Genomic DNA, 11,249 nt, shown 5'->3' on the forward strand with positions numbered 1-11,249 from the left:
CCTGATATATCCATCTCACAGAATGGGGCTTCGCCATCCAAATCCGGTTGTTCCGTCCGTAGAGAGCTGTTCATCTCGGCCTCAGTCTGTCAGAGTCGGTAATAGCATTTGTGGGTAAGAGACAGGAATACAGGGCGCATATCTCGCACGAATTTTCCTTCAAGTTCAGCTAGATCTAATCAGTCAATATAGGGGATGCACACATCGCTTAGAGGTTGAGCTACCAGATACCGGTCAATAATGACGTGCGAGATACGGAGTATGAATTCAATACAAGTGGTTTTGTCCGTTGAGCCATGGTCGGGTCTTCGTAGCCTTTAGCGTACCACGGGTACCGGATATTTCTTACCACGCTGGTGGCATCCTGATGACTTCTTCGAGGAATCGTTCCCTCACGTGTGAAAGATACACAGACCGGATCCGAACGAAGTCCTGTCTACTGGGATCTCGAATCCAGATCCGAGACTGAAGTTGCACACGCGAATCGTTGACTTCCATAATCCGAGCGGTCGGCTCCGATTGGTCGAGTATTTCATCGAGCGCCTCTGCTTCTTCACGGAGAATCGTCGTCGCCACGTTGACGTCATCTTCGTAACTGATCCAGAACTCGGATGTGATTCGAAGCCGCTTCTCCTCGACGGAATTGGTCACAGCTGAAGTGGCGAGTTCCGAGTTCGGGACGCTAACGATCTCGTTATCGAACGTACGTACGCGAGTGGTACAAAACGTGATGTCATCGATCACACCAGTGTTGTCGTTCTATTCGATCCAATCGCCTATTTTAAACCGGGGATCAGCGATGATGAATACACCACTATTGACGACGTCGCGCGCCGCAAATCCGACCGCGAGCGTAACGGCCGCGAGGAACGGACCGGTGATATTGATACTCTGACTGAAACCGGAAAGGGTGAGTGCAGCGTACAGACCGAAGAGAACCACTCCGACGTGGACGATCTGTTCTATCGTCCGGCGTAACGTTATCTCGACACCGCCCGTGTCTAAGAGCGCGGTCAGAAGTGGCTCAAAGACGAATCGTCCGGCTATGTAGATTACACTGACCACTGCGACGAAGGTGATAACTTGAATGACCGTACCGCCAAGTAATGGGAATGGATTATCCAACAGTTGGAGCCCACCGATCACACGGGGTAGCATACTGGCGTTACGGCCAACATCGGCTTCAGTTCATTGCCGGCAGACCTTCCTTATGAATACGCGCTGGGTAGTTCGCACGGCTACCGGAAAGCCTCTTAGAACTGGTAGAAATATCGGCGGTCACTCCGCAGACGTATTCTACTGGCTGATCCATCCTATTTAAGTTGAAACCAAATTCCTGAAGCACGGTTTATACACTATTCAGTTCCCCACACCCAGTCAGCAGTATGCTTTTGCGGGAGTAGCAGCAAGGTGTAGATATGTCCGAGGGAGACACTCGACGGATCGCACGCGATCTCATGAGCGAACCACATGTGCGTGGCCGCCGAATCAGCGTCCGCCAGGTGTACGCCCTCGTCGAAGAACGCGGTGAAGACCCCGAAGCTGTTGCCGATCGGTACGATCTCGACGTGGCTGACGTGTATCACGCGCTGGCGTACTATCACGACCATCCGCGAGAGATGCGTGATGTAGAACAGGAGCGCGAAGACGCTATGGAAGAGTTCCGCGAATCGATCGACCGTCCCGAAGGCGTCGATCCAGATGCCGCCTGATATGAGCGACTGGCGCTTTCTTTTCGATGAGAATATCGACCCAAAGACGGCGACGTACTTAGAGAAAGAGGGGATCTATGCGGAACACGTCCGCGATGCGCTCTGGCAGGGGGCTGACGATGAAGCCGATGTCCTTCCGTATGCCCGAGACCACGAACTGATCATCGTGACAAGTGACGTGAAAGACTTCGGCGGATTACCATTTGACGTTCACTCAGGCATTGTTCTCCTCTACGACGATACGATGCCGGCGTACCAGGTTGCGGCAGGTCTTATTACAATGACCGACGCGTATCAGAATCGAAATTCGTTCGGTGGACGTGAGGAACTCGACCCATGGGTTTGAACAGATACGTTGATTTTACGCATGTGAGCATCTCTAGTCGGTTAATACACTTCCATCGAGCCTACTAGTAGTTTCTCGCCCGGTAGTGTTCCGGGCGTACAATTTCGAGTATGCGATTAGAGTTATCTGCAAATAACATGTATAACTTCAATCTGGATCTATCGTTGAATGAGATTCACCCGTAGTAGCCTCTCTTCCTCGCCGGATCTCGGAAACTACCGATGATGACGAGCCAGGAATGAGGTCTGCCGAGAGTACTGGCATCTGTCAGCTTCGGATGAGCGTGCCGTATACAATGCTGTCTCTTACCCATAACTCAGCGCTCAAGAGAAAAAACAATCCAAACGAGGGATGAGACAAAAAAACTGGTCAGGAAGCAATCATTGTTCCTGGCGGATCACGATTCTTTCGTAGATCTCTCTCCATGAGGCCGAGGGGAGGATTGACGTTTTGCCGGATTTCGCTGATTGAGCGGCTTGCCGCTCAGTCAGCGCCGAGTTCGTAGCCTTCCGGCCACATACGGAGCTTCTGAAGTCCCTTCCACATCGCCTGCCATCCTGGTGGCGGATCTGAATTGCGGTCAAGATAGCCCCCGAGCTTTGCCACACTTATCGCGTAGGCTTTGCCAGACTCCCCGCGCAGTTCTGGAAATTTTGCTTCCAGAACTGCGCGCTCGGCATCACTCAATAACACTGCTGGATCAGCCGATGAGTTCTCACGAGCCAGATCTCGTAACTCCAGCACTTTCCACGCGATCACCGAGTACACACCCAATAACACATCCATGCGATCCCATGTCTGGAGTTGCCGTTCTTCGATTTTACAGCCTGTTTTCAGCGCCTTGTGCCAATCTTCGATTCGCCAGCGAAGACGGTACTGCTCGATGACGGTCAACACCTCGTCCAGATCTTCAACCGATGCAGTGGTGAGCAACACCCACTGCATCGGATCCTCACTTTGCCCAACCTCGTCAATTCGCACGACGTTCACTGGAATGGGGTCTGCTCCATCAGGAGCAGACTTTGTCGGCAGAAGATCACACGTCCCTGCTGCAATTGACAGCTCCGCGGTCCGTGCGTTTCTCCCACCAGCCTGTTGGATATCAATTGTCGTGCGACCTTCCTCGGGAAGGTCGCCACTCCAATCGAAGAGTTTGTCATCCTCTCCAGTCGGTGTGCGTATTTTTCTATTGTACTGCGCACGCACGACAAAACCAGCGTTGTCCATCTCGTTGATGATCTCAGCGTACAACGAGAAGTCGTCTGCTGCGCGGTCGTGAACGAAAACTGGTCGTACGTCTTCGGGAAGCCACGCTCTGGCACGTCTATCCCCGCGAATCCACTTTGTGTGGCGCGTTTCAAGCGGAATCGGCTCATCGTTGCTGTTTGTATCGTGTGTATTCCCCGTCTGTCGGTCTTCGATCAGCGACTGCTGATCGATGACCCCCGTCATGTGGTGGGTCTGTGGATCAACGCCAATCGTTGAGTGGACTTTGACGCCGTGGATGTCCATCTCAGCCGTGCCGATATCGCCGAGACCCTCTTTTGCTGGATGGTGTGGGAAGGTAAGCTCAGTCGTATCAGAGACGACGAGGAGCTCGTCCGTCTCTTGGATTCGTGACTGTTGTGCTTGCCTGTGCGAAGCGAAGATGTCGTTGGAGTTCACACTCTCATTATCGCAAAATCGGTATGTAGCTTTTGTTGAGGCGGAGTTCTCGCATGCAATCGGGATGGACTCGGCAGGTGAACTGCCGAGTTCATCCCCAATCTGTACCAGTCGGTCGGTGAGGCGTGTGTCTCCAAACTCAGCGTGCTGAAACTCGGTTTGCACCTGGTTTGATATGTCCATTTCACAGAATGAGCAATCATCATCAAAATCCATTGATTCTTGCTGCAGAGAGCTGTTCATGCCGGCTTCAGTCCGTCAGCAGCAGGAATAGTATTTGTGGGTAAGAGACAGACATAGAGAGAGCATCGTCCGGACACGCTGCATACACCGCGCATCCCGCTCACTGATCAAAATTAATATCAGTGAACTCAAACCGGGCTCCGCCGTCCGTCCCATCGACAACCGCAACCTGCCAGCCGTGGGCCTCCGCGATCCGTTTGACGATCGTTAGTCCAAACCCAGTTCCGCCGCTTGCCGAGGTATGCCCGGGATCAAACACTGCCTCACGGCCGTCTTCAGGAATCCCTGGACCAGTGTCTTCGACGTAAATCCCGTGATCATCGATTTGGCCGATGCGGACGGTCACGTCCGTCCCACCGTGTTCGAGTGCGTTCCGAAAAAGATTCTCGAAGACGTGCTGGAGTCGGCTCCGGTCACCAGTGATTGTGACTTCGTCCTCGATTTCGATAGTCGCCTCGTCCGTTCGGACGTTCTTCCAGCATGTGCCGATTATATTGACTAACTCTATCGGTTCCGGGTCCGAAACGACCTGACCATTTCTGGCGAGTGTGAGTGTATCAGTGATGATTTCCTCCATCCGGTCAAGCGACTTGACGATGGGGGGAAGATGATCGCTATCGCAGTCGTTGGCGAGCAGTTCTGACCGGGCCTGTGCGACATTGAGCGGATTCCGCAAATCGTGGGATACCACGCTTGCGAACTCGTCAAGTTGTTCCTTCTGGCTCCTGAGCTGTCGTTCCTGTTTGACCCGCTCGGTGATGTTCCGTGTGATACCGATGATCTGGGTTACCTCGTCGTTCGTAATAACTGGTGTAAGAACCGTCTGCCAAAACCGTGCGCCCGTCTTGACGGGGAGTTCTTCCTCATACGAAATTGGTTCACGGGCTTGGACACACCGGCGGTAGTTCGCCTGGAGTTCTGTCCCAAGGCCCTCACCGAACACGTCGGTCGGGGTCTTTCCCTTGACTTCCTTGGTTGTAATCCCGGTCTGTTCCTCGTAGGCCCGGTTCAGCCGTTCGAAGCGAAACACGCACCCTGTCTTCCCTGACTCGACGGTAAGGAAGAAAATACTATCTTCGACAGTCTCAAGGAGTGTTTTGTACTCCTCCGCAAGCTCCTGAAACTGTTGCTCGTGTCGCTTACGTTGGGAGATGTCACGGCTATTCACGAGAATCCCGTTGATATCCGGATCGTCGAAGCGATTTTGCAGCGTTGCCTCGATCCAACACCACGAGCCGTCAACTTGCCGAAACCGTGTCTCGATTATCTGGGTCTCATCAGAGTTCGTCTGGATGGTCTCGATAGCGTCTGCAACAGCCTCACGATCGTCCGGATGTTGATACTCGTAGCCGACTTCTCCGACCAACTCCTCGGGCTCGTATCCGAGCGTCCGAGTAACCGAGGGACTCACATACGTAATCGTCCCGTCTGAATCGATGATCGTCGCAATGTCCGAAGATTCTTCGACAAGCTTCCGATGTAAGTCTCCGTTCATATAGTATTATGACGGAGCGGTACATAACTAATACCTCCGAACCCAGAAGCCCGGCTCTGATGGAATCAATCTCAGTATCAGTCATGCTGCTACTGGCAGAAATGAAGTAGTTCGCAGAGGCGTTACTATACAGACAGCGCGTATCTCGCACAAGGTCTTCGTCAGAATAGGTGGCTCGGTCAGTGCAGGTCGGACAAGCAAGGGGGTGCGAAAAAACCGCTCCCCGTCTCTAACCAGGCTTGTCACAGGTATCACCCGCCGCTGATCACTCCTCGGATCGCGCTGACCGCCTCTCTGAACGAACTAACGTCCATTGAGTCGGCAGTGAAGAGCACGCCAGCATCGCCCTCAAGCACCCTGACGACGAATCTGAGGTCGTGGAATCGGACGGTGAAGTTGTACGGACCGATGTCCCGACCGTCGTCACTGTGTGCAATCTCGGTCCGGGCTGACCGTTCGGCGAACCCCACTTGTTCGAGTTGGACCAATTGTGCTTTCCGATCTTGGGCGGCCTCGTCAGACGGGTAGAGGTCCTGCCGTACGTACAGCAGGTCGAACGAGGAAGGTGTGAAATACACGACGCTCCGGAGTGTTTCCCCGAGGCTAGTGCGGGTGGTACTAAAGATCTGTTCAGCCATCTCGTCGCTGAGATTCGTATTGAATGTCTCTGTTTTTATACGCCGTAGTAATCGCACCCAGTCATAACAAGCATTTCAACGGGGACATATGAAAATCAGCCGTGGCGTTCCGGCGATCTCTCCTTTATACACTGTTTTCCGCAGTAAGAGACATTCCCGTGACGGTGCGCCAGGATCTAATCACTCCACTGGAATCGAGAAAATTGTGTAGTTGTAGACGGAGTAATAGTTACGTAGATTCCACTCCAATGGTGTGTATGCCTGAAGACAGTGAAGCAGTATCTCAGGATCGAATACTTAAACCGGGACAGCAGGTGTACGACGGGAACGGTCGGGGCATCGGGGTCATCTCTGCCATCACGGAGACTGGAGTTGAGGTCAACACCCACAGTGACGTTGATACGTTGTCGCTCAGGCGTGCTCCCAACGTTAATCTCGGCGAGGGATATCTCGTGTGGAGGTGTAGCGAGTGTGGTGAATTGGGTAATATCGACCAGATTCCCGACCACTGTCCAAGCTGTGGAACTAGCAAAGAAACCCTCTACGCCTACCTAGAGGATTAACACGGATGTCTGAGGACCACCCTCCACGCGATTCGCCGGAGTGGAACAACCCTGACCTGTGTCCCTTTTGTGGTGCGGCCCTGTCGGATGGTGGGGTCGGATTTGTTGATCATATTGCGGACGCCCCCAAATGTGAAGAACGATTCGAGGCTTGGCGAGGACAGATTCGAGACGACATCGGTGGAGAATGGGGTGGGTAACTGCGGTCTGCCTGCTGTATTTATGCTCTCTATGCAGCAACCGGTACTTATCAGTCTCTAAGGATTTCAACAGAACCAAACCGAGCTATCCGAGTGGTACGATGTTCAGTGACGCACAATTATAGCTGGCTCAAGCGACTCGACACTGACGCGTCGCTTGAGCAGGCCGTTTCTGATGGTATGCGAACTGGAAGAAAGCGTAAAATATTAGAATAACAGCAAGAAAATTCGAAGAAACGGTTCACGATCCGCCCGAAGAAGTCGGAATCGACGCGCCGGCGTGGACGCCGGCGCTCGCACAGGAATATCTTCAGGAGACGTACGACGTCGAATACTCAATCCCGAGCTGTCGGCGGTTGCTGAAAGAAGCGGGGTTGAGTTATCAAAAACCACGACTTTCAGACGCTGAAGCCGACGAAAACGAGCAAAAGGAGTTCCGCGACGAACTCAAAAAAAGCGGCGGGAGATGGACGCCACAGTAGTCTGTATCGACCAAACCAAGAAATCTGTGCAGGTCGAGCCGCGTGCCGCGTGGTTTCCGCGCGGCACGCGGCCGTCCGTCGAACTCTCCGGACAACGCGATTGGACGTGTCTCTTGGGCGCGATCACCGAGGACGGTGATCGCTTTTTCTCCTGATTCGAAGAGTACGTTACCGCCGATCACGCGAAACATTTCATTCTCGCGTTATGCAACGGATTTATAGATGATTTGATTGTGGTGCTGGATGGAGCGCCGTACTTCCAAGCGTCAGCCGTCACGGACCTAGCGGCCGTGACGACCTCGCTTTCGTGACGTTACCGGCGTATTCGCCAGAGTTGAATCCTGTCGAAGAATGCTGGAGACAGCTTCAAGCGTCTCTTAGCAACCGCTTCTTTGACTCACTCGGCGAGCTTACAACAGCGATTGATACAGCTCTCGACCAACTCCCTATCCGAAAAGTGAGCAATTATTTCTAACTACTACTATAGGCGACGCTATCTCTGAGTAGAGGCGTGCATTAGACGATCACCTCTTCCGCGATGTGAACCGGGCGGCTACGCACCAGGGGCAGGATACATGAATCCCCAGCAATTTCACGATGAGCTTAAAGATGAGTTCGAGTACCCAATAGATTACGCAACGGTACTTGGTCAAATCGGCGGCCCAGACTCATGAGGAGCCCCAATTCAACCTGTCCAGGTACTCCCCATGTCCCCGCTGATGTTCTCCAGCCAATCTTCGAACCTTACTTCACAGATTTCGGCTGTCTCGATGTGTTCGATAAATCCAGCGCCACCGTCCCGGAAATTCTCGCCACAGAATGCACAGAATCCTCTATATCGATCACGGAGCTACTGACAGATCCTGAGCAGGTAGCGAAGGTACTGCTACATATACCGCACAAATTTACCACGATAAGTAAGTTCAATATTTCTACGTAGTGGAAACAAGCGATACGGATTATGTATTCCTACTGTTAGAATCACGTAGGTGAATCTCAATGCCGGAAGAAGAACTATTCAAAACCGAAGAACAGACGGAGAGAACCACAGTCGCAGAAGCATTGCGTGAGGCTGCAGACGAGATTGAGTCTGGTGATGTCCAGTTAGTCAGCGGAACGCAAAAACAGAGTGTGACGGTTCCAGAGAACCCCCAATTCGAGGTGGAACTTGAACGACTTACGGATTCGGAAACAGGAGAGCAACGATACGAACTCGAGTACGAAATCAGGTGGACGAAGTAGCCCCTCCATCGTGCTGGCTTCAGCCTCTGACGGCACCGCAGAAAGGGGTGTTCTGACAAGAACACCCCGACCCGATCACCAGTGACTATCTCATCAGAACGGAGCCGTCACCACAGAAGGACCAGCTGACAACGACAAACGACACTTTCTCTCCGACTATCCTGCCGATTTCTCTTGCTTCGCCTCCGATTCCAGGAATCCGGAGGCTCGCTTCAGGTTTCTCCCCATAGCTTTCGCTATCGAGGCGTTCTTCACCTTGATCGTCCCGGTGAACCGTGTTTTTTCTCCGTCTTGGTGATACATCTCGTTCATCAATGATTCCACTCCGGCACGTAAGTTCAGGAACTCCTGTTCCGCTGGATCATCTAACCGCTGTCGTCGCTGAGCAACTTCCACCCGCCGTTCCCTGAACCCGTAGCTGTAGTGTTCCTGCTGCTCATTGACGAAACAGTTCTCTTGGTGCTGGCAGCCATCACAGAACTGCTTCTCCATCTTTCCCGAGATACGGCCGGTCTCGTAATGGTTCTGCTCGAATGGTTCGTGTCCGGCAGGACACGCAACCATTCTCGTCCCATCCCACTCTGGAGCGGCAAGAGACATCTTCTCTGCTGCAGGACGCTGACCTGTGATTCCTGTGAAGTGCTGCGTGATCCCCTGATCACGGCAGCACTTCTCTACTTCCTTGTGCGTGTACCCGCCATCTACGAGCAGCTCACGTAATCCCGTTTCCTCGGCGAGATTCCTCGCGTCCTCACCCAAGAGGTCTCCATCATCCGTGTTGTTCGTATCGACTCGAACCGCTGTAATCAAGCGGAATGGATTTTCACCATTGCATGTCTCAGCGATATTCGACTTGTAGCCGAAGTAATCCTCCGCGTTCTTGGAGCGATACGTCGCTTCGTCGTCGTGTGGGTTTTGCAGTGATTCACTGCCGATCTCGTCGGACTCTTCCAGTCCGACGTGATCGTGTTTCTCTTCGGCGTCTCTGTCTACCGATTCGGAGTCGGGTCCATCTCCAGCAGTCGCCGTGGATTCACTTGGAGAGGTGTACGTTTGGAGTGGCTGCCAGCCCGGTGACGAGTCACCGGGATGGCCTTGATCATCTGGCTCCGGATTATCGTCTTCGAACTCAGGAATGCGATAGCATTGTTCGTCGAGGACACGCTGTAGATGCGCGAAACTTTCCAACTCGGCGTATTTAGCCTCACCTCTGAACCGCTCAACAAGCCACGCGATATGCTCGGCAAGCGTTTCCATCTCGGCAGGAATTTCGTCCGGTTCAAGATGATAGGACAGCTCTAAGTTCTCGGTGTCGGCGAGCTCGTCCATTCCAGCAGGAAGTTCCTGTACGATCTCCTCCGGGAGATCGCACAGGAAATTGTGAAGCACTTTAGCGAGGAGATCGACACGAGACAGTTGCTTGATGTTGGCCTCAATGAACGTCGAATCCATTCGTTGCGTACTCGCATCAATCTCAAATTCGCGCTGAAAGTAGGTGCGGTGATCCTCAAAAACCTCGTGTAGCAGATCCTGACCGGTCTCTTCCTCGTATTTCATCAACCGACGGCGGAAGTTGGTGAGCGTCTTCTCACAGATGTTGTCTCCAAGCGTCTCTTTCCCTAATGCGTTCCTGACGCGGAAGTCGAAGACGTAGGCATGTTCGAGCTCTTTGTCGGACATGCCGAGCAGGTGCTTGATGATCTCCAATGAGACAAGCTCGTTGACTGGCTTGTTCGGTCGGCTATACCCGTCGTGGTATAGCCGTCCGAACTTCGTTTCATCAATTTGGGTGAAAACATGTTCGTAGAAGTGAGTAGACCAGTGGTTCTGTAGTTTCTTCCTTACCCGGCCTGAAAGATCTTTCAAAGGCGAAAACAGCATCTCTTGCTCATGTTCAGTATTTTCTCTAAACACGTTATCGCCCAAGTTATTGACTTTTCGAAACTCTGACCTAAATAACTTACGAGGATTATATTGAATATCTCAATAGAAGCTACATAGAAAACTCAAATAACTCATCACTGTACCTTTCTACGGTGCCGTCAGCCTCTGTATCTTGCGATGTGGTCCCAACAGATACTTGTCAAGTTTTCGTTGGGTCTTCGAAGCTGGCCCGAGAAAATCTTATACGGAATCTAGAAGTAGGAATACTAGGCCTTGTTGAAACCCTTACTGACAAACACGACAGGTGAGTAGCTGGAGGGGAGATGGATGCGCTCTCGAAGTCACGGTCTCTTCGATTCGTTGAACGGAGCCTGTCATAGAAAGCGTCACGTACGAAGCAGCAGGGTGCGCGAAGTGTGTCCAACACAAGCGCAACCCTGCACGATGTAGCTTCGGTAGACGACTTCTTGAATGTCGCGGCCACCGAGACAGTTCCGCTGTTTGAGCATCTGGACTTCGAGTTTCTGCTTGAGTACGACGTGTTCGCCCCCTCAAAGCGGGGGCGAACACGAGTCCACGAACCACCAGACCTCTTTTGCGGCTTTCTGCACTGCTACTACGAGAACGTCTACGGCACTCGTCCAGTCACACGAGAACTCCAGCATAGCCTTGTCTGGTACTACTGCGGACTCGACAAACCGCCATCCAGAGACACTGTTGACCGGTTTCTCACCGATCTCGAACACAATATCGACGATATCTTCGACAGACTCGTGGGG

11 protein-coding genes and 4 pseudogenes are annotated in these 11,249 nt (G+C 52.6%); 7 read left to right on the forward strand and 8 right to left on the reverse strand.

Going from position 1 to position 11,249, the window contains the following annotated elements; all coding sequences use genetic code 11:
• Positions 1 to 345: 345 nt before the first annotated feature.
• From WDJ60_RS18370 to WDJ60_RS18375, 3 genes and pseudogenes are all read right to left on the reverse strand, one after another.
• Positions 346 to 651 carry a hypothetical protein gene (locus WDJ60_RS18370; protein ID WP_340102200.1) on the reverse strand — a complete coding sequence of 102 codons (306 nt, stop codon included), beginning with the start codon at positions 649 to 651 and terminating at the stop codon, positions 346 to 348.
• Positions 652 to 744 (reverse strand): annotated as a pseudogene (locus WDJ60_RS18870) (mechanosensitive ion channel domain-containing protein); the annotation flags it as partial. It lies immediately after the preceding gene.
• Positions 745 to 759: 15 nt separating this feature from the next.
• Complete coding sequence (locus WDJ60_RS18375) at positions 760 to 1,125, reverse strand: hypothetical protein (RefSeq protein WP_340102201.1); 366 nt, start codon at positions 1,123 to 1,125, stop codon at positions 760 to 762.
• Positions 1,126 to 1,418: 293 nt separating this feature from the next.
• On the opposite strand from WDJ60_RS18375, the gene WDJ60_RS18380 reads away from it, so the two are divergent.
• Positions 1,419 to 1,712 carry a DUF433 domain-containing protein gene (locus WDJ60_RS18380; protein ID WP_340102203.1) on the forward strand — a complete coding sequence of 98 codons (294 nt, stop codon included), beginning with the start codon at positions 1,419 to 1,421 and terminating at the stop codon, positions 1,710 to 1,712.
• 1 nt (position 1,713) lies between these two features.
• Positions 1,714 to 2,058 carry a DUF5615 family PIN-like protein gene (locus WDJ60_RS18385; RefSeq protein WP_340102204.1) on the forward strand — a complete coding sequence of 115 codons (345 nt, stop codon included), beginning with the start codon at positions 1,714 to 1,716 and terminating at the stop codon, positions 2,056 to 2,058.
• 483 nt (positions 2,059 to 2,541) lie between these two features.
• On the opposite strand, the gene WDJ60_RS18390 is transcribed toward WDJ60_RS18385, so the two are convergent.
• From WDJ60_RS18390 to WDJ60_RS18400, 3 genes are all read right to left on the reverse strand, one after another.
• Positions 2,542 to 3,966, reverse strand: coding sequence for an IS4 family transposase (locus WDJ60_RS18390; RefSeq protein ID WP_340102206.1), 1,425 nt, complete (start codon positions 3,964 to 3,966; stop codon positions 2,542 to 2,544).
• 100 nt (positions 3,967 to 4,066) lie between these two features.
• Positions 4,067 to 5,461 carry a PAS domain-containing sensor histidine kinase gene (locus WDJ60_RS18395; protein ID WP_340102207.1) on the reverse strand — a complete coding sequence of 465 codons (1,395 nt, stop codon included), beginning with the start codon at positions 5,459 to 5,461 and terminating at the stop codon, positions 4,067 to 4,069.
• 251 nt (positions 5,462 to 5,712) lie between these two features.
• Complete coding sequence (locus WDJ60_RS18400) at positions 5,713 to 6,099, reverse strand: DUF7522 family protein (protein ID WP_340102208.1); 387 nt, start codon at positions 6,097 to 6,099, stop codon at positions 5,713 to 5,715.
• Positions 6,100 to 6,356: 257 nt separating this feature from the next.
• Between WDJ60_RS18400 and WDJ60_RS18405 the strand changes: the two genes are divergently transcribed.
• The 3 genes and pseudogenes from WDJ60_RS18405 to WDJ60_RS18410 all read left to right on the forward strand — a co-directional run.
• Entirely contained in the window at positions 6,357 to 6,662 is a 306-nt protein-coding gene (locus tag WDJ60_RS18405) for a DUF7130 family rubredoxin-like protein (protein WP_340102209.1), read from the forward strand.
• Positions 6,663 to 6,667: 5 nt separating this feature from the next.
• Positions 6,668 to 6,862: a DUF7501 family protein gene (locus tag WDJ60_RS18960; RefSeq protein WP_465269255.1), complete on the forward strand. Its 195-nt coding sequence runs from the start codon at positions 6,668 to 6,670 to the stop codon at positions 6,860 to 6,862.
• 76 nt (positions 6,863 to 6,938) lie between these two features.
• Positions 6,939 to 7,819, forward strand: a pseudogene (locus WDJ60_RS18410) (IS630 family transposase); the annotation flags it as partial.
• 210 nt (positions 7,820 to 8,029) lie between these two features.
• Here WDJ60_RS18410 and WDJ60_RS18965 read toward each other — a convergent pair.
• A pseudogene (locus WDJ60_RS18965) lies at positions 8,030 to 8,161 on the reverse strand (DUF7501 family protein); the annotation flags it as partial.
• Between the two features lie 182 nt (positions 8,162 to 8,343).
• Here WDJ60_RS18965 and WDJ60_RS18415 point away from each other — a divergent pair.
• Positions 8,344 to 8,586, forward strand: a complete 243-nt coding sequence (locus tag WDJ60_RS18415) for an amphi-Trp domain-containing protein (RefSeq protein WP_340102210.1) — start codon at positions 8,344 to 8,346, stop codon at positions 8,584 to 8,586.
• Positions 8,587 to 8,742: 156 nt separating this feature from the next.
• Here WDJ60_RS18415 and WDJ60_RS18420 read toward each other — a convergent pair whose 3' ends face one another.
• Positions 8,743 to 10,512 (reverse strand): transposase, encoded by a 1,770-nt coding sequence (locus WDJ60_RS18420; protein WP_340102212.1) that lies wholly within the window; start codon positions 10,510 to 10,512, stop codon positions 8,743 to 8,745.
• Positions 10,513 to 10,886: 374 nt separating this feature from the next.
• Here WDJ60_RS18420 and WDJ60_RS18425 point away from each other — a divergent pair.
• A pseudogene (locus WDJ60_RS18425) lies at positions 10,887 to 11,249 on the forward strand (IS5/IS1182 family transposase); the annotation flags it as partial.

The sequence above is a fragment of the Salinibaculum salinum genome (assembly GCF_037645885.1).
GTDB lineage: Archaea > Halobacteriota > Halobacteria > Halobacteriales > Haloarculaceae > Salinibaculum > Salinibaculum salinum.

Excerpts from the sequence above, each read along its gene's own strand:
- WDJ60_RS18405 (WP_340102209.1), top strand. The coding sequence starts at position 6,357 with ATGCCTGAAGACAGTGAAGCAGTATCTCAGGATCGAATACTTAAACCG.
- WDJ60_RS18395 (WP_340102207.1), bottom strand. The coding sequence starts at position 5,461 with ATGAACGGAGACTTACATCGGAAGCTTGTCGAAGAATCTTCGGACATT.
- WDJ60_RS18385 (WP_340102204.1), top strand. The coding sequence starts at position 1,714 with ATGAGCGACTGGCGCTTTCTTTTCGATGAGAATATCGACCCAAAGACG.
- WDJ60_RS18960 (WP_465269255.1), top strand. The coding sequence starts at position 6,668 with ATGTCTGAGGACCACCCTCCACGCGATTCGCCGGAGTGGAACAACCCT.
- WDJ60_RS18400 (WP_340102208.1), bottom strand. The coding sequence starts at position 6,099 with ATGGCTGAACAGATCTTTAGTACCACCCGCACTAGCCTCGGGGAAACA.
- WDJ60_RS18390 (WP_340102206.1), bottom strand. The coding sequence starts at position 3,966 with ATGAACAGCTCTCTGCAGCAAGAATCAATGGATTTTGATGATGATTGC.
- WDJ60_RS18415 (WP_340102210.1), top strand. The coding sequence starts at position 8,344 with ATGCCGGAAGAAGAACTATTCAAAACCGAAGAACAGACGGAGAGAACC.
- WDJ60_RS18380 (WP_340102203.1), top strand. The coding sequence starts at position 1,419 with ATGTCCGAGGGAGACACTCGACGGATCGCACGCGATCTCATGAGCGAA.